A 21,214-nucleotide genomic window follows, 5' to 3' on the forward strand; every position below is an offset into this window, starting at 1 on the left:
CGTGATATATCGTGATGCTCCGATTCGGTACCGGCAGATGGGCGAATAGGCAGGGATGCCGCTACCGGGGGCCTCACCACGAAACCAGCGTCAATAACAGGATCGTGGCAATTTAAACCGGTAACGGCACGAGTCCATTAAGACCCAGGGCCTGACGACGAAACCATTGGGCTGCGCGACCCCGACAAGCCAGCCTCCTGCAAGGATCGCTTTCTTTTGGTTACTTTTCTTTACGAGTAAAGAAAAGTGACATCTCACACGTTCTAAAACGGCCAACACCGTACAGCCGCGACAGCAGCTAGAAGCGCTAAAACACTGCCCAACTCACGCTATTCTGCATCAGCAGCTAGAAGCATCAAAACCCCGCCCTAAAGAGACACCCCCCCGTCAGCGGGCTAGTGTCGAGACGGATTGCCTTGTCGGTGATGATCGAGGGGAAACGCTCTCACTATTTGGCTCGCCCGCTGCAGAATCCAAAACGATGCGTGCCCGCGCAACCAGCGACGCCGGGATACTCCGCTTCGCCCGCATCGAAGCCGCGGGCGGCTCCACCTCGGGCCATGTGGTGGACATGGCGGAGCGCGAATCGGTAGCGGCCTTCTTCGCCAGGATTCCCCGCCTGGACTACCGCTTCGCGCCCGGCGCCGCCGACCAGGTCGCGTCCATCCACAGCGATGACCACGACGCGGTGGAAGGCCCCTTTCGCAGCAAGTTCCGGGGCCAGTACCATGCCGTGCACGAAGTCGCGCCCAAGATCGCGCCGGATGGCGCCATCGTGCTCAGCACCGCGCTGGGCCGGGTCGGCAGCGTGGACGAGGTAGCCGACGCCGTGCTGTTCCTGTTCCTGTTCGGCAACGGCTATATGACGGGATCCACCTTGTTCGTCGACGGCGGCTACCTGCTGCCCTGAGCGCCGTCGCCCCGGCCAGAATTCGCATACCATGCCGGAGTGCCGCGCGGTCCCGCCGCCGGCGGCCAGGATCGATGGCAGCGACTCATCAATGGAGAGGCAAGATGGACTATGTAAGGTTTGGCTCGACGGGACTGGAAGTCTCCCGCCTGTGCCTGGGCTGCATGACCTACGGCGCGCCCGGGCGCGGCAACCACCCCTGGACGCTCGACGAGGAAGCCAGCCGGCCGCTGATCCGGCAGGCGATCGAAGCCGGCATCAACTTCTTCGATACCGCCAACGTCTATTCTGACGGCACCTCCGAGGAGTTCGTCGGCCGCGCGCTGAAGGACTTCGCCAGCCGCGAAGACGTGGTGATCGCCACCAAGGTGCATGGCCGCATGCGCCCCGGCCCGAACGGGGGCGGTCTGTCGCGCCGCGCCATCCTGGCCGAGATTGACAACAGCCTGCGCCGGCTCGGCACCGACTATGTCGACCTGTACCAGATCCACCGCTGGGATCCGCATACGCCCATCGAGGAAACCCTCGAAGCGCTGCACGACGTGGTCAAGGCGGGCAAGGCGCGCTATATCGGCGCATCGTCGATGTATGCCTGGCAGTTTTCCAAGGCCATCTACACCTCGCGCCTGCACGGCTGGACGCAGTTCGCCAGCATGCAGGACCATGTGAACCTGCTGAACCGCGAAGAAGAGCGCGAGATGCTGCCGCTGTGCGCCGCCGAGGGCATCGCGGTGATGCCGTGGAGCCCGCTGGCGCGCGGCCGCCTGACCCGTCCGTGGCACGCCGGCAGCGCCCGCGAGGAAAGCGATGCGTTTGGCAAGACGCTCTATCGCAATGCCGAGGAATCGGACCGCAAGGTGGTGGAACAGGTGCACGCCATTGCGCATGCGCGCGGCGTGCCGGCAGCCCAGGTCGCGCTGGCGTGGCTGGTGCAGAAGCCGGAGATCACCTCGCCGATCATCGGCGCGTCCAAGCCGCACCATATCGAGGACGCCGTGGCGGCGCTGTCGCTTGGACTCACGGTTGAAGAGATCGCCGCGCTGGAAGCACCCTACGTGCCGCACGCGCCGGTAGGCTTCTGAGCCAGCGCCGGCCCCGGTGACCTACCGGTGGCCGGTCACTCGCCCGATGGCTGCAACGCAGCCGCGCCCGGCTCGCGCGTGATCAGCCGCAGGCCGCTGGCGATGCTGGCCACGCCCGCGAAGCCCGCGCCAATCGCCAGCGCCAGCGTTGGGCCGTGGCGGCCCGCAATGCCGAAGCTGAGCGCAACCAGCGCCGCGCCGGTCGCCTGGCCGAGCAGGCGCGCGGTGGCAATCACGCCGCTGGCGCCGCCGGCGCGCTCGCGCGGGGCGCTCGACATCAGCGCCTTGAGGTTGGGCGACTGGAAGAAGCCAAAGCCCGCGCCGCAGATGGCCATGCGAATGCCGATCTCCAGCGCGCTGGGATGCGCCGGCAGCAGCGCCAGCGACGCCATGCCCATGCACATCACCGCCAGGCCCACACCACCGAGCAAACCCGGCGGATAGCGGTCGGACAGCCGCCCGGCCAGCGGCGCCATCAGCGCCACCACCGCCGACCACGGCGTCATCAGGAAGCCCGTCTCGATCGGGCTGCGTCCCAGCACGCTCTCGAAATAAAACGGCAGCGACACGAAGGCCAGCCCCTGCGCGGCGAACGAGCAGATCGCGGTCATGGTCGACAGCGCGAACATGGGCCGCTTGAGCAAATCGATCGGCAGCATCGGCGCGGGATGGCCGCGCTCGCGGCGCAGCAGCAACACGAACGCCACCAGGAACACGCCCAGCGCCGCCAGCGACTGCCCCAGCGGCGCGCGTTGCGCGCCCTCCCCCAGCGCAAAGATCAGGGAGGCGAACATCACCACGTTCAGCCCCGCCGCGACGCGGTCGAAGCGATGCGCGCCGCGCACCGTCTGCGGCAGCGCGGGCCAGGCGATGTAGAGCGCCAGCAGGCCGATCGGCAGGTTCACGGCAAACAGCCACGGCCATGGCCCGAGCGACAAGATGATCGACGCCACCGTGGGCCCCACGGCAAACGACACGCCAACCACCAGCGCGTTCAGCCCGACGCCGCGCCCGAGCCGGTGCGGTGGAAAGATCGCGCTGATCAGCGCCGCGTTCACGCTCATGATGGCGCTGGCGCCCACGCCCTGCAGCAACCGCGCGGCGACCAGCGTCGGCAACGACCAGGAGAGCGCGCAGACCACCGAGGCAACGATGAACAGGATCAGCCCGCCGAGATACACGCGCCGGTGCCCGACGATGCCGCCCAGCGCCGCGAACGGCAGCAGCGTGGCCACCATGGCGAGCTGGTAGGCGTTGATGACCCACACGGATGCCGCCGGGGTGGCATGCAGCGAGGCTGCGATGGCGGGAAGTGCTGTGTTGGCGATCGCCGTATCGAGCGTGGCGAGGGAGACCGCTACCAGGATGGCAGCCATGCCGCGGCGCTCCAGCGACGTCATGGGCGCGTCCGCGGCGCGGGGTGGGAGATTGGATTCTGCTGTGTTCGACACTGTCATTGCCAGTTACCGCCGCGCGCGGGCAGTCGCGCGATGCGCCGGCACCCTGCCCGATTGTTTGATACATGCACCATGGCTCCCCCTCTCGATGCGAGCGAGGGCATGGCAAGCCGACACAATACGGGAAAACGCGAATATCTGCAGGCGACGACGTCGCCTGCGGCCAGGCAAATGACAGGTAAAGCGCTGCTTGGAGACGCGCCTGCACTACGCCGCCGACCACACCGCCAGCTCGTAGCCGTCCGGGTCTCGGAAATGAAAACGCCGCCCGCCCGGGAACGAGAAGACCGCCCGGACCACGGTGCCGCCGGCAGCCTCCACGCCCTGCTGCGCCCGTGCCAGGTCATCCGCATACAGGATCACGAGCGGTCCGCCGGGCCGGACCGCTTCGCCGGTGGTGAAGCCACCGGTCAGCCGGCCGTCGCTGAACTCGCAGTAAGTGGGGCCGTAGTCGGTGAAGGTCCAGCCGAAGGCTGCACCATAGAACGCCTTGCTGCGCGCGATGTCGCTGACATTGAACTCGATGTTGTCGATCTGCCGGTCCTGGCCTCTGGTGCCCATGGCGGACTCCCTGGTGATGGATGAGGAACAGCATTTTCACCCGGATGCCGCGGCAAAGCTTGAACAAAACGGCCAATCAAGCCCTTGGCGCGCGCAACTGGCGCAGCAGGGTCGACGCCGTCATGCCGCACAGCGACTGGATCTCCCGGCTCAGGTGGGCCTGGTCGGCGTAGCCCGCATCCGCCGCGATCGCGGCCAGCCCGCTATCCGCCGATTCCAGCGCCAGCGACAACGCACGCTGAAACCGCAGGATCCGCGCCAGCGTCTTCGCGCCGTAGCCGAAATGCTCGACGCTGCGGCGCCGCAGCGTGCGCTCGCTGAGGCCCAGCCGGCGCAGGAGCAAGGGAATCGCCTCGCCCGCCATGCCGGCGCTGGCCTGCACCAGCGCGAAGATGGCAGCCGCCTCGCGGCTCGGGGCCTCGACCTGCAGCGCCATCTTCGCCAACTGGCTCTGGAATACCTCCACCTGCCGCCCTGCTGCCGCGGCCTCCTCCATCCTCCCGGCAAACTCCCGCCCACGCTGGCCCCACAGATCGGCCAGCTCGACCTCGCTCCCGACGATCTCCGACATGGGCAAGCCCAGCCAGGGCAGCGCCGCGCCCGGTTGAAAACGCGCGCCCAGCACCGCCGCGCCGGGCTCCAGGTCCGGCCGGGCCGCGGTGATGTCCGGCCCGACCACCAGCAGCCGGCCGGCACGCCAGAGCACATCCACGCAGCCGTCCGGCACGACGGCAATCGCGCCTGCGTGGCCGGCTGGCAAGGCGCTGGTCCACACGCACCGGAAATGCGGCTGGAGCTCAGGCCGGGGCTGGGCTTCGCAGTAGCGCCCGACGGTGCCGGCCAGCGCGGGAACGTCCGGCAAATTTCGCGAATCTGGCTCTTGCATTAAGCTGTAGGTCCCCGAAGACGTGTGCGACGATTCAGGCATCGTGCCAGGATTGGCATCGCCCGATCCGCCCCAGGAGAGACGCATGAAAATAGGTTTGGTTTCGGACCTGCATCTTTCGGTCTATCCGATGGACTTTCCGAATCCCGATGTCGACGTGATGATACTGGCCGGCGACATCTGGCGCCCGCAGGAAGCCATGGCATGGGCCGCGGCCGCCACGCTGCCCACCCTGTTTGTCGCCGGCAACCACGAGTTCTACGGCAGCGACCTGGCCACCACCATGGACGCCCTGCGCGCCGGCGCGGCCGGCACGCAGGTGCAGGTGCTGGAGCGCTCGGAATGGCATTACCGCGGCGTGCGCTTCCTTGGCTGCACGCTGTGGTCCGACTACCGCTTGTTCTCCTCGCCGCAGCAGCGCGAGGATGGGCTGCGCGACGCCCAGTCCCTCATGCGCGACTTCTCCCGCATCCGCGTTGCGCCAGATTTCGAGGAGCGCTTCACGCCCGCCACGTCGCAGGCGTTGTTCAGGGATTCGGTTGCCTGGCTGGCGCAGCGGTTCCAGGCACCCCACGACGGCCAGACCGTCGTCATCACGCACTTCGCGCCGTCGCCGCTGAGCATCAGCCCCAAGTTCGCCGGCTCACACCTCAATGCCAGCTTCGTCTCCGACCTGCGCCAGGAAATCGCGGCATGGCAGCCTGCGCTCTGGGTGCATGGGCATACCCATGACAGCTTCGACTATCAACTGGGCGCCACCCGCGTGGTGTGCAACCCGCGCGGCTACGCACGGGAAGGCAAGCTCGAAAACCCGCGCTTCAACCCCAACCTTGTCATCGAACTGTAATCACGCCGGCCCACCGCCGCACCGAAGTTCGCGACGCGAACGCCGGCCTGATGCGCACGGGACAACCCACTTGGGATTTTCCCTTGGTTTGAGACGCCCAACGCACTGTCAGACCTTTCGCCCCGCAGGGGCACTTCGCCACGGCGGAAGTTGTCTGCTAATGTCTGCTCCGCAGGAAATCAAGGCAGGCAACGCCCGCCGCATCCACTGCGCCGCCCGGGCCGGCCAAGCACCGGCCCCTGGTCTGGCGGCAAGCTCGAAAGACAGGAGACAAAACAATGCAGCCTAAGGCTCTCGAACCGACGGAATCCGTACTTCTAGCCTTGATGGACAGCGTGCGCGAATGGCAGAGCGTGCTGGACCAGACGCTTTCCGATGCTGGACTCGACTACCCGAAATGGATCTTGCTGCGCGCTATCCGCCAGGAAGAATTCGTTCGCCATGAGCCCTACCTGGGCCAGATGCTGATATCCGCGACGCACTCGGAAAGCCTGCTGGGCGACTTGCAAGCCGACGGCTGGATCGCGTATGACCCCGCCGGCCAGCCGTTGATTCCCGTCGACGCCGAGCCTAAGGTGGACCGCGTCTGGAAAGGGTTGAAGGCGCTCCACTCCGTCTCGGTCGCCGCCTTCAGCACCGAGGAGCGCACCACGCTCACCGCCTCGCTGAGGCGCATGAAAGCCACCTTGCACGATCACAGCATGCGGCTTGGACGCCAGGCGGAACGCCGGGTCGAACCAACCCACTAAATGCCGCGCTTTGCCGCGCGGCACGGCTCGCCGCGGCGCCGCAGGCCGCTACGGCTGGCCTGCCCCAGGCATCCATGCCGGGTTAAGCCAGGGCCATGCCGTCGGGCAGCCAACTGGCCTTCGAGCGGATCGCCCAGCGCCAAGCTTGCCAGCCACGAGCCGGGCGCTTGGGCCATGTGCCGGAGCTGACGCATCCCAGCCACTGGATGTAGCTGCCGAGGGCCGCGCCTGCCGCGCCGCATCGCGCAGAATTTACACGCGCCAGCTAAGGCGTTCAAAACACGCCGCTTCGCGGGCCCGGCTTCCCCCTGTGCTCACCGGAAAACGCCGCCCGCCGCGACGGTACGGTTCTTGCGCGTCTCCAATACTTGCCGTGCCGACGCGTGGAATGTGCGCGCGCACATGGCGAACGCAACACAGGAGATCATCATGGACGATCGATACAACGAGCGCTATCGCCGCGGCCAGGTGTGGCGCGGCTATGAAGGCAGCGGCGGCGGACGGCACCAAGAGCGCTGGGGCAGCGACGAATGGCAGCCCGAATCCGACGATGGCAGCTGGCAAGGCGAACGCCGGCGCCAGCAACTCTCGCCAGGGCAGTTGAGCGATGGCGGCCCGGCGCGCGACGATGCGGGCTATGACCGGGAGTATGGGAAAGGCCGCTACCCTGATCATCCGAATCATCCCGACCGTCCCGACCATCCCGGCCATCCCGGCCGCTCCCAGGGCGACTACCGCAAGGGCAGCGATCTGCGCTATGGCCTGAACGGCCAGTACGAGCCCGAGGATGCCGACACCTGGCCAGGCGAGCGCTCCCGGTACCGCAACCGCGACCAGGACTGGCTACGCGATATGGATCGCTCCCGTGAAGATACGCAGCCAGCTTACGGACGCGGCTACTTCAGCGATGTACGGGGAGATACCGCCTATGGGCATGGACAAGGCACCTATCGAGGCGACGAGCGAGGCAACCCGCGCGGCGGGTATCCCAGCGAATATCGCGGCGAGTACGCGGGCGGCTACCGCAGCAATGAACGGCAGGATTTCCGGGGAGGCGAACGCAGCGCCCCCTGGGCGGACCAGCGCGAAAACCAGCGCACACAACAATGGGATAGGGAACGCAGCGAGCCTCGCCGAGCGTATCGCGAGGCGTCACAAGAGCCTGAGGAGCACGGCGCGCTCTACCACCTCGGACGCCGCATCGGCGAAGCCGTAGGCGAAGTCTTCGGCCAGCCCCAAGGCCGCCGCGTCGGCCCCAAGGGCTATCAACGCAGCGACGAGCGCATCCGCGAAACGGTATGCGAGCACCTTGCCTACGCGGGCGGCGTGGACGTGCGCGACGTTAGCGTGGAAGTGGCATCCGGCTTGGTCACGCTGACCGGGACGGTACGCACGCGCAGCGAAAAATACGATATCGAGGATCTGGCCGACACTGTATTCGGCGTGACCGAGGTCCAGAACAATATCCGCGTGCAGCGCGACCGTGGGCTTGGCGGGGTTGGCGGGTCTGGCGTAAGCCGCCAAGGCAGTGCGGCTGCGAGCGGCACAGCGAGCGTTGCAAGCGTTACGGCATCGGCCGCCACGCCTTCCACTTGCACTAGCGCGACCAGCGGCGTCGCAGCCCAGACGGCGACGCCGGCAAAGATGACTGACCTGAAGACCTGGACGCCGGAGTGAGTGACGGCAAAGATCCCGCGCCGGGCGGGCTCTTTGCCACAGCCGGGAATGCTCAGAGCAAGGCACGGTACGCACAGAGCGCTTCGCTGGATTGCACCAGGCCCTGTCTGCGCAGGGTATGAAGATAACTATCGGTATCCATCGGCGGATTCTTCAGTTGCCGCCGCTGCAGTTGCGCTGCCGAGACAACAGCGGCAGGGTCAAGATCAAAGAGGTTTCCGGCAAATTCATCAGGATGCCGAGCCTCGATCCCGAAGCCGCCGAGCACCTCCGCCGGAAAATCCTTCTCGTTGAAAGTCACGATTACGCTCGCATTGCAGCGAATGGCGGCAGCGAGAACATGTCTGTCGTTCGCATCGGGCAGCGTCAATCCAGCGACAAGATCCTCATACCCGCTAACAAGCCCATCGGGGATCGCTAGATCCATCAGGTCGGCCGTGCGATTGACTTGCTCGGCGGTCAGGTCAAGGCGATTTTTCAGTAGGTTGCGTTTCCACTCGTCATGTATCTGTGCACTCCATCGCGCCCTGAATCGGCCGGACAGCCCCAACCACATCAGAAAATCTCGCAACGGAGCCGGATAAAGTACGCACGCATCATAGAGGGCAGTAAACGGGGAATGCCTCATTCGTAGCCCAGATTCAACTCCTGAGCCTGGCGAGCCAGCGCTTCCATGGCCTGTTCGCTCGCGCGATCGCGTTCGGCCTTGAAACGCATCAGATCGGCAAAACGCACGCGCCGATGTTTGCCTGTCTTGTGGTACGGCAGGGCATCGGTCTCAAGCAACTTCACAAGATGAGGACGTGAGACATTCAGCAAGTCCGCGGCCTCTTGCGTGGTCAACTCGGCGTGCACCGGAACAACCTTGACGGCGTTGCCCTCGGCCAGTTCCGCCAGGATGTCCACCAGCAAACGGAGTGCCGAAGTTGGCAATTCCACCCGATGAGCCTGATTCTTCTCGTCGAAAATCTGAATGTGCTGAGTCTCGAGTTGCGTAGCAAGATAGGCGGCGAGAGCCCGCTGGCCCTCGACTGCCACCTGCACCTCGCGCTCCAGCGGCAGGGACATTTCGGCTATTGCGGCATGACTCATGACTCACTCCAAATACGAACACCTACAAGTCGGCAGTCTATTCGAACGAATCCACAAACGCAATAAACGAAACTAAAGTGTAAAAAGGCCGCCACCTGCTTCATCAACACCACCGCCACCGCATTATCGCCCTCCCTCACTTCCCACCATCGAACAACGGCGACGCTTCGATGCGCTCAAGCATGCAGCGCGCCGCGCTCGTCAGCGGCCGGTTGGCCCTGACGATCAGGCGCGACTGCGCGGCCTCGAAGATGGGATTGGTGGTGCGCAGCGCCACAAGCTCGCCCCTGGCGACCTCCTTCACCACGGAGTTCGAGGAGGTGAAGGTCAGGCCAAGGCGACACTCGACATAGCGCTTGAGCGTGAGGATGGCGTTGGCGACGAAGCTGGGCGTGAGGACGATATTCTCGGAGAGCTCCGCCATCTGGATCAGCTGGCGCAAGCCGAATCCCGGCGCCATCATTGCCACCGGATATCGTGCCACGTCCTTCAATGCTGGCCGCTTGCGCTGGCGCGCGAGCGGATGGTCCGGCCAGGCAATGACACACAGCGGATGCGTGCGCGCGGCGACCACGCGAATGGCGGGGTCCGCGGGCGCGCCGAACACGACGCCGATATGCGCGTTGTCATGCGCCACCGCACGCACGGCGTCGGAGGCACCGGCCACCTTCAGCGAGACGCGGATGCCTGGATACTGGCGGCAGAACTCGTCTACCACGCCGCTCATCAGGATATCGACAAAGCCTTCGCTGGCCACCAGCTGGAGGTCGCCGCGCTGCAGGCCGTTCACCTCATCGAGCCGGGCCATCAGCGCTTGCTCGCTGGCCTGGCGGTCGCGGCAATGCTCCATCACGATGGCGGCCACCTCGGTCGGCACGATGCCCCGGCCTTTGCGCTCGAGCAGCGCCACGCCTAGTTCGGTCTCCAGCAACTGGATCTGCCGGCTGACGATCGACGGCTCCACGCCAAGCCGCTCGGCTGCGCCGCGCACCGACCCCGTGTTGACCGCCTCGAAAAAATACTGCAAGCGCCGCGCGCTGAGTCCGCCTTCCATTTTTTCCGTTCCTGTTGTTCTGGCCTTTCTGGTTTGCTCCCCTCGCCCACGCAGCGGATGGGGGGCCGGGGGAGAGGGCGGGCGCTCGATACGCCTGCGTGCTGCATAAAACCGAGGGCTTCGCTTCTAGTGGCTCCTAGCCAAACCGCCCCTCTCCCCAGCCCTCTCCCCGTGAGGGGAGAGGGAGCGACAGCCGTCGTCGTGGCGTGCGGTGTTGGCCCATCCGTCGGCTCCGTTCAATGTCACCGGTCTGCGACAGCCGTCGTCACGGCACGCGGCTTTGGCCCATCGGTCGGCTTCGTCCAATGCCTCTGTTTTGTTCAGCCATCGTCATGTCAAACGGCTTTGGTCCATTCAACAAAAATCGTTGCCAAATAGGCAACAATTTCCCGGCAAGCTTACATTGATCTGGAGGACTGGAATTGCGAATAATGTGCGGGCGGCAAATTCTCCCGCCCCCTTCGAGCAAACCAAGCATGAAACCCTTCTCTTCAATCCTGGCAGCCGCAACCCTGGGCGTGCTCTGTCACCAGACCGCGGGCGCGGCACCGCAAGACCCCGCGTACCCGGTCAAGCCCGTGAAGATCGTGGTCGGTTACGCGCCCGGCGGCTCCTCCGATGCCGTGGCGCGGCTGGTGGCCAACCGGCTGTCGGAACGGCTCGGGCAGAGCTTCGTGGTTGAAAACCGCCCTGGCGCGGCCAGCAATATCGCGGCGGCCGGCGTGGCGCGTTCGCCCAACGATGGCTACACCATCCTGCTGGGCTCCAATGCCAGCACCATCAATGTCTCGCTGTACAAGAAGCTACCCTTCGACTTCCAGAAGGACTTCGCGCCGGTGGTGTTGCTCACGCGCTTCCCGAACATCATGGCGGTGAACCCCTCGGTGCCGGCAACGACGGTGGCGGAGTTCATCAGCTATGCCAAGGCGCATCCGAAGGGCCTCTTCTTCGCGTCGTCCGGCGCGGGCTCGTCGACGCGGCTGTCGGCCGAGCTGTTCAAGATGATGGCGGGCATCCGGATGGAGCACGTGCAGTACAAGGGCAGCGCCCCGGCACTGACCGACCTGATGGCGGGCCAGGTGCAGGTGATGTTCGATACGGCGCCGTCGGTCATGCCGCTGATCAAGAGCGGGAAGCTGCGCGCGCTGGCGGTGACCAGCGCCAGCGCGCAGCCCTTCGCGCCGGAGATCCCCACCGTGGATGCCGGCGGGCTGAAGGGCTATGAAGTGGTGTCCTGGTACGCGCTCTTCCTGCCCGCGGGCACGCCGGGCAGCATCGTCGATACGCTGAACAAGGAAGTCAACGCGATCATGGGCGAGAAGGAAACCCGCGAGAAGCTCGCCGCGATGGTGGCGACACCAGGCGGTGGCACGCCCGAAGCGCTGCGCCAGTTTGTCGGCTCGGAAATCACCAAATGGGGCGCGGTGGTCAAGGCCTCCGGCGCCACCGCGGACTAGGCCGGAAGACCATGCGCGTTTTTGCCGGCTCGCTAGCCACCGAAACCAACACCTTCGCCCCGCTGCCGACCGCGCTCGATGCGTTCGTCGACCGCGGCTACTTTCCCGCGGGCACGCACCCGCCAGAAATGACCGTGTTCAGCGGCCCGCTATGGGCCGCCCGCGAACGCGGCCGCGAGCGCGGCTGGGTGGTGATCGAGGGCATGGCCGCGGGCGCGCAGCCCAGCGGCGTGACCACGCGCCATGCCTACGAAACGCTACGCGACGAGCTGCTCGGCGACCTGCAGCGCTCGCTGCCTGTCGACATGGTGGTGCTGGGCCTGCACGGCGCCATGGTGGCGGACGGCTATGCGGACTGCGAGGGCGACCTGCTCACCCGCGTGCGCGCACTGGTTGGCCCCGCCGTGGTGGTCGGCGCCGAGCTGGATCCGCACAGCCACCTGTCGGATGCCATGGTGGCGCATGCCGACATCCTGGTGGCCTACAAGGAATATCCGCACACCGATATCCGCGAGCGGGCGCTGGAGCTGGTGGACCTGTGCGCGGCGCAGGTGGAGGGACGCATCGCGCCCGTGGCGGCAGTGGTCGACTGCGAGATGGTCGTCACCATCCGGACCAACCAGGAGCCGGCACGCAGCTATGTCGACCGGCTGATCGCACTGGAGGGCCGCGACGGCATCCTCTCGGTCTCCGTGATGCACGGCTTCCCGTGGGGCGACGTGCCCGACATGGGCACCAAGCTGCTGGTGTACGCGGATGCTGACGCCGCGGCCGCGCAACGGCTCGCGCGGCGCCTGGCCGACGAGCTGATCGGCATGCGCGAGGCCCTGACGCCGGCTTACCCTGCCCCGGATGCGGCCATCGACCTGGCGCTGGCATTGGCCATGGAGCCGGGCGGCGCGCCCGTGGTCATCGCGGATGCGGCCGACAACCCTGGCGGCGGCGCGGCCGGCGATGCCACGTTCCTTTTGCATCGCCTGCGCGAGCGGGGCATCGGCAACGTGGCGGTGGGCCCCGTGTGGGACCCCATCGCGGTGCGCATTGCCTTTAGCGCCGGCGTGTGCGCGCGGCTGGCGCTGCGCATCGGCGGCAAGGTCAGCCCGATGTCGGGCGAGCCCATCGACCTGGACTGCGCCGTGAAGGCGCTGGTCCCGGACATGATCATGACGGGGCTGTCGGGCGCGCCGGCGGCGGTAGGCAACGCGGCACTGGTGGAAGCGGATGGCATCGAGATCGTGCTGATCACGCTGCGCGCGCAGGCGCTGGACACCGATGTCTTTACGCAGCTCGGCTGCCGGCTGGCGCAGAAGACGCTGATCGTCGTCAAATCGGCGCAGCACTTCCACACCGCGTTCTCGCGGATCGCGCGCCATGTCATCTACGCGGATGCGCCGGGCTCGGTCTCGCTCGATCTGCGCTCCCTGCCCTACCGGCACATTCGCCGGCCCAAGTGGCCAATTGATGATTGATGCCTGAACAAAAGAAGGCGGCGGGCGCGCCCAGACGCGCTCCCGCCGCCTTCACGGCATCATGCCTTCTTCAATCCTTCTTCAAGCCTCTTCAAGCCTTCTTCACCCACGCACTGCACCAGCCCTTGGTCGCGACCTGCTTGCCGGCAAACAGGGGGCAGCCGCCGCTTGCGTCGGTCGCCTTGCCCTGGAAGAGCTGGCAGTTGCCGCAATGCTGGCTGGCATCGTGCTTCGGGTACTTGGCCTTGTCCACCTTCGATGTATCGGCCTTGTAGCCCAGACCGACCGCCTGCGGATCTTTTTCATCCACCATCGGGCCGCTGCCCTGCGCCCTGGCCGACAGGGAAACACCCAGCGCGCCGGCCGCCGCGATGATCGGAATGCCTTTCAAGAAATGACGACGAGTTGACATCTTTATTCCTCTTTTCTGTGGGGGACAAACTGGACAGGGCCGCGCCTCGTGTAACAGCGCAAGCCACCATCCCTCAACCATCGGCGCACCCATGACGGTGCGCGCCGGATACCCGCCCGGACGCAGGCCACGCCACGGCAAGAAGCAAAGTGTCAGACACGTCGGTTCAAAGTGCGGGCAGCCGGCACCCGGAGCCGCCATCGTGGCTGGCTCCAGGCTTGTATCCCGATTGAGTTTAGGCGACGTCGATTACGTTGAGGTTGCGCGTAGTCATGGATATGAATGATCCATGCCCTGCGCGCGCCTGGAATCCGGCTGCCTGATCGCTCGGGACTGGATCGGGCTGGGAAGAACGTCCTAACGCCGTCCGCCCATATCGACGATCGCGCCGTTTGGCGCAACCAGGTAGAAGTCCCCGCCTACGCCTACCCAGTGGTGGCCTTTCGATGGCTTCGGCAGATCGTACGAATGCCAGTCATCCACGACATATTGACGATCACGGTACTCCGCGGGGAGCCTGTCGCCCTTATGCCACTGGCCGGGCCCGGCACGCCCGTTGTCGCGGTCGTCACCCGGGCCCCGACGGGCATCCCGGGGCGGCTGCGACTGGCCCTGATATTGGTAACCACGGTCGGCGCCGCGGTCGGAGTCACGATCAGGGCCGCGGTCCGGCTGCGCAAAACTCGGGGCCGAGACCAGGAACCCGCCGGCGAGCATCGCGCCCAACAGCAGTTTGCTTCTCACGGTTTTCGTCATCAGGCACTCCTTTTTATTAGCCGCCATGCCCGCGCTGGCCGCGCTGGCCGCGCTAGCCGCGCTAGCCGCGGTGGCCCTTGCAGGACATCATCAACAGGGCGAAAAGCACAAGCAAGCCACGCAAATGGCTTGTCGCCATTTGCTGGCTCGCAACTTCGATGCCCGGCTTAAGGATAGTGGCTGTGGCGCAGGATGGCGGCGAGAAGCGCCGGATGAGGCGCTCATCACGCTTGCGCGGAGGAAAATGGAGACGCCGTGGCAGATTGGCAGGAACACGGTGGCGGTAAATGCCTGCCACCGGTGTAAAAACTTCAACCCGATACGGCCAAGACGCGGCGCACAAGCCGCGCCGGCATCACAACCCATGTCGCCAGCGATCAGGCGTGCGCACCCTGCAGCGTGCCGGCAAAACGGTGTTGCCCAGGGGCTTTGTCGTCAGGGGTGGCGTCCAGCTTGAACTCGCCCACCGCGTTCTGCAACTGGTGCGCCTGTTCCGCCAGGGCCGACGCGGCGGCGGCGGCTTGTTCCACCAGCGCGGCGTTCTGCTGCGTGACCGCGTCCATTTGCATCACCGCTTGATTGACCTGCTCGATGCCGCCGCTCTGCTGCGCCGACGCCACCGAAATCTCGCCCAGGATGGTGGTCACCTGGCGGGACGCCGTCACGATCTCGCGCATGGTCTGGCCGGCATGCTCCACCCGCGCGGAGCCGTTGCGCACCTGCTCCACGGAGTCGCCGATCAGGCCGCGGATTTCCTTGGCCGCCGCGGCGCTGCGCTGCGCCAGCGTGCGCACCTCGCCCGCCACCACGGCAAAGCCGCGCCCTTGCTCGCCCGCGCGCGCTGCTTCCACGGCGGCGTTGAGCGCCAGGATATTGGTCTGGAATGCGATGCCCTCGATCACGTCGATGATGTCGACGACCTTCTTGGAACTCGCGCTGATCGCCTGCATGGTCTCCACCACCTCGCCCACCACAGTGCCGCCGCGCTGCGCAATATTCGAGGCATTGGCCGCCAGTTCATTGGCCGCGTGCGCGCGCTCGGTGTTCTGCCTGACCATGGCGGTCAGCTCGCCCATGCTCGATGCGGTTTCCTGCAGCGCGGCGGCCTGCTCCTCCGTGCGCTGCGAGAGATCGGTATTGCCTGCCGCGATCTGCGTCGAGGCGTCCGTGATGGAATCGGTCGATTCCTTGATGCGGGTCACCAGATCCGTGAGCATGTCCTCCATCTCGCCCATGCCGGCCAGCAAGCGGCCGAACTCGCCCTTGCGCTCGGTTTCAAACTCCTTGCTGAGATCGCCGGAGGCCACGGTCTCGGCGATATAGACGGCCTCGGCAAGCGGCTCCGCGATGCTGCGCGCGATGCCGTAGGTAAATGCGGCGCCAACCAGAAGCGCGACAAACCATAGGGTAAACATCAGGGTGCGCGCGCCGTCGATGGCCTGTTGCGCGTGGCCGCCGCCAGCCCCGGGCAGGCGGTCCAGCCCGACCGCGATCGCCGCGGCCATCAAGAGCAAAACCACCGCGAAACCCACGCCAAGGCGTGTACGGATGGTCAGGTTGGCAAATGACATCATTGCTGCATCTCCCCTTTTATGTGGACTACGCCGGCTTCGTCGTCTGGATAACGGCGATCCGCGCAGAAACTTTAGGAGAAATCCCAGATGTCTTTATCTGCGCCGTCGGCGGGCCCCCTCAGCCGGGGAGATGGCCCGGCGGCGCCCCGTCGCCCGCGCGGCTGCCGGCGGGGAAATGCACGCCGGCGCGCTGGGCCGCCCGTACGATGTGATCCGACATGGCGCGCTGGGCCAGGCTGGCGTCGCCAGCGGCCAGCGCCTCGATGATGGCGCAATGCTCGGTGTAGGTGGCATGGCGGCTGCCGCGCTGGTAGAACGGCAGGCGCTGGCTTTCCTGCATAACGTCGGTGCTGTTGCGCAGGATATCGGCGATGGCGCGGTTGCCGGCGATCGCGATGATGCGCATATGAAAATCGAAATCCAGCCGCGCGGCCTGCGTGAAGTCGGACGCGTCGATGCAGCCCCGCATGGCCTCGGTGTTCTCGCGCAAGGCATCGATGTCTTCCGGCAACAGCGCCGCCGCAGCCAGTCCCACGGTGAAGCCTTCCAGCGCGAAGCGCAGCTGGTAGATATCGGTCAGCGAATGCGATTTGGAGAAACGCCATGGCGGCGGCGTGCCGTCGCCGGCGTCGGCGACATACACGCCCTTGCCGGGGCGCGAGACCACCAGCCCGAGCCCCTGCAGCGTGGACAACGCCTCGCGCAGCGAGGTGCGGCTGATGCCGAGTTGCTCCGACAGGTCGCGCTGCGAGGGCAACAGCGATCCGGCCGGATACTTGCCACCCTCGATCCACTCGCGGATCAGGTTCGCGGCATTGGCGGAGATGGCGGTAGCTGTGACCATTGGGTGCGATGAAGTCCTGCGCGGGACAGTGAAAGTGGGCGGCCGGCGCTGGCGCCGGATCGACGGCAGATTGTACTCGACGGCCTGAGGCACCCCGGTTGCATCCAGCTTACGGATATCCCTGCCAAAAGACCGGTTCGCGCCCCTCTCCCACTTGTGTCCCACTTGTGGGAGAGGGGAAACAAAGCTCGCAAATCCGGTGTTGCCAGCAGTCCGGGGACGGGCCATGCGGCGCCTTACTTGTTCACCAGCCGCGCGGGCACCGTATAGGTCAGCGCGGCGCCGCAAAGCAGCACGCCTGCCAGCACGAACATCGCCAGGTTGGTGCTTTGCGTAGCGTCCTTGATCAGGCCGATCATGTAGGGGCTGACAAAGCCGGCCAGGTTGGCGAACGAGTTGATCATGGCGATGCCGGCAGCGGCGCCCGCGCCGGACAGCAATGCGGTCGGCAGGCTCCAGAACAACGGCGACGTAGCCAGGCTGCCGCCCGCGGCCAGCGCCAGTGCCGCGAGCGAGAGCACCACGTTGTCGCTGAAGATCGCGCTCAGCGCCAGGCCGGCGGCGCCGCAGCAAAACGGCACGATCAGGTGCCAGCGGCGTTCACGCATGCGGTCGGAGCTGCGGCTGACCAGGATCATCGAACACACCGCGACGGAGAACGGGATGGCCGTCAGCAGGCCGATATTCAGCGCGCCGGCCACGCCGGATTGCCGGATCAGGGACGGCAGCCAGAACGTCAGCCCGTACTGGCCCATCACCGTGCAAAAGCAGATGCAGGCCATCTTGATGATGCGGCGGTCCGAGAACAGCTGCCGCATGGTCATGTGCCCGCCCTTGGTCGCGTTCTCGTTGGCGATGTTGCGCTCCAGCAGGTCTTTCTCGCCCTGCGTCAGCCAGCGCGCCGAGCGGATGTTGTTGTCCAGGTAGGCCAGCACGGCAAAGCCGACCAGCAGCGATGGCAGCGCCTCGATCAGGAACATCCATTGCCAGCCCCGCAGCCCCGCCACGCCCTGCATCGATTCCATGATGAAGCCGGAGAGCGGGCCGCCGAAGATGCCCGACACCGGAATGGCACACATGAACAGCGCCACCATGCGCGCGCGGCGGTGCGACGGGAACCAGTAGGTCAGGTACAGGATCATGCCGGGATAGAAGCCCGCCTCGGCCGCACCGAGCAGGAAGCGCAGCACGTAGAACTGCGTGGTGGTCTGCACGAACACCATCGCAGCCGAGATCACGCTCCACATGATCATGATGCGCGAGATGGTCGCCTTGGCGCCGATGCGGTGCATCAGCACGTTGCTCGGCACTTCAAAGAAGAAGTACCCGATGAAGAACAAGCCGGCGCCCAGCCCGTAGGCGGACTCGCTGAACCGCAGGTCGCCCAGCATATGCAGCTTGGCAAACCCCACATTGACGCGGTCCAGGTAGGCCACGACATAGCAGAGCATCAGGAACGGCAGCAGGCGCCACGCTACCTTGCGGTAGACGGCGTTTTCCCGCGCCGTCGCGTGGGCGGCGGCGGGCTCGGGGGCTAGCGATGGGGCGGTGGTCAGGGACACAGCGGGTTCCTCCTCGGGTGGCTCGGCTTGTTGCTTCAACTGGTATTACCAGTCTGTTTTCTTAGGGATGGCGAAGGATACGTCCCGGCGCTAGCGTGGGAAAGCGGCGTAAACCCTGTGCTGCAAGCGCCTTGACGCAAACCACGGGCAACCGGATACTAGTATCACTGGTATTACCAGTTGAACCGCAAGCGGATGTCCACGGATTGGCCAACCGCCATCCCCGGCCACTCATTACCCATGACGAAGAGGAAAAACGTGTCTGCTCCCGACGAGACGGCGATCCAGCCCCCACCGCCATCCCAACCGCTGGTGCGCTTGCAGGTGGAGCCACTGACCGTGGCGGCCTTCGCCCCGTTTGGCGATGTCATCGAAAGCGAGGGGCGCGCGCCAATGGTGATCAATGGCGGCATGACGCTGCGCTACGACGATCTCGCCGGCGTCGATGTCCACACGCAGGGTGGCCGGGCGCTGATCAGCTTCTTCGACACGCAGCCTTATGCGCTGCCGCTCGGCATCCGCGCCATGGAGCGGCACCCGCTGGGCAGCCAGGCCTTCGTGCCCCTGGACGAAGCCGCCTTCCTCGTGGTCGTGGCGCCCGCCGGCGACCCGCTCGACGAATCGGCCATCCGCGTGTTCGTCACCAACGGCAGGCAAGGCGTGAACTACAAGCGCGGCGTCTGGCACCACTCGCTGATCGTCACGCAAGGCATGGCGCGCTTCCTGGTGGTGGATCGCGGCGGCGAGGGCCACAACTGCGACGTCACCGAACTGCGCGGCAACTACCAGGTGGCTGGGTGACAGCAGGCACGCCTTCGCCCGCGCCGCCATAGAGCATCACGCCGACCGTGGAGACACGAGCATCCTTGCGTACGCCGGCAAGTCCAGGCACTGGTAGCCGGCGGCCGTCAGTGCGCGATCCTCTTCTGCGGAAAACGCGGGAGAGAACAGCGCTTTGGTCAACGACCAGCCTTTCACCCGGCGCCCTTCCTTGGTCAACATGAACCGCTCGATGTGTCGCTCGAACTCGGCAAGCGAGGACCGGGTGTGTTTGCTTGCATTGCGCTTGCAGGAGCCGAAGCGGATACAGTGCGTGTCTTCGTCGAGTGCGACGACATCGATCTCGATCGCGTTCTGCTCGTCCCGTGGCCGATTCCAGTAGCCCAGTTCGATGCTGGTCAGCGAGAAGTCGCCCACGCCCTTGCGCGAGCACTCCACGTGTAATTGACGAACCAGCTTCTCGAAAGCGTATCCCTCATGCCCATACAGCCGAGGGAGCGTCAGGTCGATCGCCTTGGATAGTGGGCGCATGCGGGAAGCATCTCGCGCCGGCTTCACGACCGACAGCCATGCCTGCAGGAAGTTGTCGGTAATGTAGTAGCGGGCATTGCGACTCTTGCTCTGCGAGAACACCGGGTGGCGCTTGTCGACCATATGGTAGTTGTCAACAAGGCGTTTGATCGTGACCTTCAACGACGCTTCGTCTTCATCCCGCAGCAGGGTGTCGACCAGTTGCCCGTGGCTCGATCCCGGATGCTCCGCAAGGAAGTTCAAGACCGACAGCGGCCTGCCCTTCACCTCGCGAAGGAAGGACGTGTCTGCCTCTTCGGACAGAGGGCCGCCTTCACGCAGGAACATCCGCTCGAGCAAGGCCTCCTGAAACCCGGCACCCACCTGAAACAGACCCTGGTCATATGCATCCCGGTAAAACTTCGGAACGCCCTCGAAAAAGGCCCAGAGCGTTAGCCAATGGTGCGGGTCGCGTATATCGTGCACGCGGTACACCTCGGCCAAGTCCTCGAAATCCCAGTGCTGCAGTTCGATCGTCGCCGTTAGCCGCCCAAAGAGCGGCGCGCCCTTGTCGTCCAGGAGAGCGCTCATTTCCGACTGCAGGGAGCCGAGGACAAATAGCCCGCCCCCTTGCATATCGCGCAGCCGGTCCACTTGCTCCTGCAGGAACGAGTTGAAGGCGTAGAGCCTCGCGTCCGTGAAGTACTGGAATTCTTCCAACACGACAATCATGCCGCGGCGGCATAGCTGGCCGATCACGCCAGCCATCGAGGCGAAATCAGTAACCTGCGAAGCCAGCGAATTGGCGCCCCGGGATTCGCAGTCTTCGAGCGCCCGGCGGAACCCGGCCGCCACATCTCGTTCGTCCGAATCCGGTATCTGCATATAGACGATTCGGGCGAGTAACGACGGCTCGCTCGTGGACAACTCACGCAGCAGTGTCGTCTTGCCGATGCGTCGCCGGCCTTGGATGCGGCAGAAGAACCATTTGGGGCCCCGGACAATCCGGTCCAATGTCTCCAATGTCCCTGTACGCCCGTAGAATCCCCAGGAAGTCATGCGATTCCTTTTAGTTACACGAATGTATCTTATAGAACCGCCGGGCGCATGGCTAGGCTGGAAGCCGGTTTGCGGTCAAAACTCCTGTTCGCGGGTCACGGTGCACGGCCCCACCCGCTTCGGCATTTTGTCGCCATTGCCTATAAGTTACATCAATGTATCTTATAGAAATATTACATTAAAGCGCCTATAGAGCCGCTTTCCAAGTCACTTCCTCATCCCTGAAAAATCCAGCAGCGCGTTGACCAGCTTGAGCAACCGCAGGCCGTTGCGATGCGTGATCTCGATCAGCCGGTGATCGTCGGAGCCGGCGGCGTGGGGCCTGTTCAGCAACGCCTCGAGCGGACCGAGCATCAGCGTCAGCGGCGTGCGGAACTCGTGGCCGATGCTGGAGAAGGACGTGGACGCACGGCGTGGGACGGTGCACGAAGGGTCTCATCCGCCGCTTTGCCGGGCGCGCAGCGATCGGCTCGCCG

Annotated in this window: 20 protein-coding genes and 1 pseudogene; 8 read left to right on the plus strand and 13 right to left on the minus strand. The window is 65.4% G+C overall.

Annotated features, from left to right (window positions below):
• Positions 1–481: 481 nt before the first annotated feature.
• A complete protein-coding gene (locus tag ACYP5B_RS32930) occupies positions 482–910 on the plus strand; it encodes an SDR family oxidoreductase (protein WP_459572418.1) in 429 nt (142 codons plus the stop codon).
• Between the two features lie 104 nt (positions 911–1,014).
• Positions 1,015–1,992 (plus strand): aldo/keto reductase, encoded by a 978-nt coding sequence (locus tag ACYP5B_RS32935; protein WP_459572419.1) that lies wholly within the window; start codon positions 1,015–1,017, stop codon positions 1,990–1,992.
• 35 nt (positions 1,993–2,027) lie between these two features.
• Here the strand turns inward: ACYP5B_RS32935 and ACYP5B_RS32940 are convergent, their stop codons facing one another.
• From ACYP5B_RS32940 to ACYP5B_RS32950, 3 genes are all read right to left on the minus strand, one after another.
• Entirely contained in the window at positions 2,028–3,392 is a 1,365-nt protein-coding gene (locus ACYP5B_RS32940) for an MFS transporter (RefSeq protein ID WP_400102317.1), read from the minus strand.
• A 264-nt stretch (positions 3,393–3,656) separates the two neighbouring features.
• A complete protein-coding gene (locus tag ACYP5B_RS32945) occupies positions 3,657–4,010 on the minus strand; it encodes a VOC family protein (RefSeq protein ID WP_400102316.1) in 354 nt (117 codons plus the stop codon).
• Positions 4,011–4,086: 76 nt separating this feature from the next.
• Positions 4,087–4,872: a helix-turn-helix domain-containing protein gene (locus ACYP5B_RS32950; RefSeq protein ID WP_459572420.1), complete on the minus strand. Its 786-nt coding sequence runs from the start codon at positions 4,870–4,872 to the stop codon at positions 4,087–4,089.
• A 109-nt stretch (positions 4,873–4,981) separates the two neighbouring features.
• On the opposite strand from ACYP5B_RS32950, the gene ACYP5B_RS32955 reads away from it, so the two are divergent.
• From ACYP5B_RS32955 to ACYP5B_RS32965, 3 genes are all read left to right on the plus strand, one after another.
• Positions 4,982–5,743, plus strand: coding sequence for a metallophosphoesterase (locus tag ACYP5B_RS32955; protein WP_459572421.1), 762 nt, complete (start codon positions 4,982–4,984; stop codon positions 5,741–5,743).
• A 278-nt stretch (positions 5,744–6,021) separates the two neighbouring features.
• Positions 6,022–6,492 (plus strand): MarR family transcriptional regulator, encoded by a 471-nt coding sequence (locus ACYP5B_RS32960; protein ID WP_400102313.1) that lies wholly within the window; start codon positions 6,022–6,024, stop codon positions 6,490–6,492.
• A 429-nt stretch (positions 6,493–6,921) separates the two neighbouring features.
• Complete coding sequence (locus ACYP5B_RS32965; RefSeq protein WP_459572422.1) at positions 6,922–8,169, plus strand: BON domain-containing protein; 1,248 nt, start codon at positions 6,922–6,924, stop codon at positions 8,167–8,169.
• 52 nt (positions 8,170–8,221) lie between these two features.
• Here ACYP5B_RS32965 and ACYP5B_RS32970 read toward each other — a convergent pair whose 3' ends face one another.
• The 3 genes from ACYP5B_RS32970 to ACYP5B_RS32980 form a co-directional block, all read right to left on the minus strand.
• Positions 8,222–8,797 carry a PIN domain-containing protein gene (locus tag ACYP5B_RS32970; protein ID WP_459572423.1) on the minus strand — a complete coding sequence of 192 codons (576 nt, stop codon included), beginning with the start codon at positions 8,795–8,797 and terminating at the stop codon, positions 8,222–8,224.
• Entirely contained in the window at positions 8,794–9,261 is a 468-nt protein-coding gene (locus tag ACYP5B_RS32975; RefSeq protein WP_459572424.1) for an excisionase family DNA-binding protein, read from the minus strand. Before ACYP5B_RS32975 ends, ACYP5B_RS32970 begins: the two co-directional genes overlap by 4 nt.
• A gap of 136 nt (positions 9,262–9,397) precedes the next feature.
• On the minus strand, positions 9,398–10,315 hold the full coding sequence (locus tag ACYP5B_RS32980) for a LysR family transcriptional regulator (protein ID WP_459572425.1): 918 nt from the start codon (positions 10,313–10,315) through the stop codon (positions 9,398–9,400).
• Positions 10,316–10,791: 476 nt separating this feature from the next.
• On the opposite strand from ACYP5B_RS32980, the gene ACYP5B_RS32985 reads away from it, so the two are divergent.
• Complete coding sequence (locus ACYP5B_RS32985; RefSeq protein ID WP_400102360.1) at positions 10,792–11,772, plus strand: tripartite tricarboxylate transporter substrate binding protein; 981 nt, start codon at positions 10,792–10,794, stop codon at positions 11,770–11,772.
• An 11-nt stretch (positions 11,773–11,783) separates the two neighbouring features.
• Positions 11,784–13,241 (plus strand): M81 family metallopeptidase, encoded by a 1,458-nt coding sequence (locus ACYP5B_RS32990; RefSeq protein WP_459572426.1) that lies wholly within the window; start codon positions 11,784–11,786, stop codon positions 13,239–13,241.
• Positions 13,242–13,332: 91 nt separating this feature from the next.
• On the opposite strand, the gene ACYP5B_RS32995 is transcribed toward ACYP5B_RS32990, so the two are convergent.
• The 5 genes from ACYP5B_RS32995 to ACYP5B_RS33015 all read right to left on the minus strand — a co-directional run bounded on the left by ACYP5B_RS32995 (position 13,333) and on the right by ACYP5B_RS33015 (position 18,389).
• Positions 13,333–13,653: a high-potential iron-sulfur protein gene (locus ACYP5B_RS32995; protein WP_318237071.1), complete on the minus strand. Its 321-nt coding sequence runs from the start codon at positions 13,651–13,653 to the stop codon at positions 13,333–13,335.
• A gap of 357 nt (positions 13,654–14,010) precedes the next feature.
• A complete protein-coding gene (locus ACYP5B_RS33000) occupies positions 14,011–14,409 on the minus strand; it encodes an RcnB family protein (RefSeq protein ID WP_400102362.1) in 399 nt (132 codons plus the stop codon).
• Between the two features lie 377 nt (positions 14,410–14,786).
• Complete coding sequence (locus ACYP5B_RS33005; protein WP_459572427.1) at positions 14,787–15,983, minus strand: methyl-accepting chemotaxis protein; 1,197 nt, start codon at positions 15,981–15,983, stop codon at positions 14,787–14,789.
• Positions 15,984–16,101: 118 nt separating this feature from the next.
• Positions 16,102–16,827, minus strand: a complete 726-nt coding sequence (locus tag ACYP5B_RS33010; protein ID WP_459572428.1) for a FadR/GntR family transcriptional regulator — start codon at positions 16,825–16,827, stop codon at positions 16,102–16,104.
• 236 nt (positions 16,828–17,063) lie between these two features.
• A complete protein-coding gene (locus ACYP5B_RS33015) occupies positions 17,064–18,389 on the minus strand; it encodes an MFS transporter (RefSeq protein ID WP_459572429.1) in 1,326 nt (441 codons plus the stop codon).
• Between the two features lie 309 nt (positions 18,390–18,698).
• On the opposite strand from ACYP5B_RS33015, the gene ACYP5B_RS33020 reads away from it, so the two are divergent.
• Positions 18,699–19,190 carry an ureidoglycolate lyase gene (locus ACYP5B_RS33020; RefSeq protein ID WP_459572496.1) on the plus strand — a complete coding sequence of 164 codons (492 nt, stop codon included), beginning with the start codon at positions 18,699–18,701 and terminating at the stop codon, positions 19,188–19,190.
• A gap of 36 nt (positions 19,191–19,226) precedes the next feature.
• Here the strand turns inward: ACYP5B_RS33020 and ACYP5B_RS33025 are convergent, their stop codons facing one another.
• Both ACYP5B_RS33025 and ACYP5B_RS33030 read right to left on the minus strand, forming a co-directional pair.
• On the minus strand, positions 19,227–20,693 hold the full coding sequence (locus ACYP5B_RS33025) for an ATP-binding protein (RefSeq protein ID WP_459572430.1): 1,467 nt from the start codon (positions 20,691–20,693) through the stop codon (positions 19,227–19,229).
• Between the two features lie 267 nt (positions 20,694–20,960).
• Positions 20,961–21,158, minus strand: a pseudogene (locus ACYP5B_RS33030) (histidine kinase dimerization/phospho-acceptor domain-containing protein); the annotation flags it as partial.
• Between the last annotated feature and the right edge of the window lie 56 nt (positions 21,159–21,214).

It is taken from the genome of Cupriavidus sp. 8B (genome assembly GCF_054589115.1).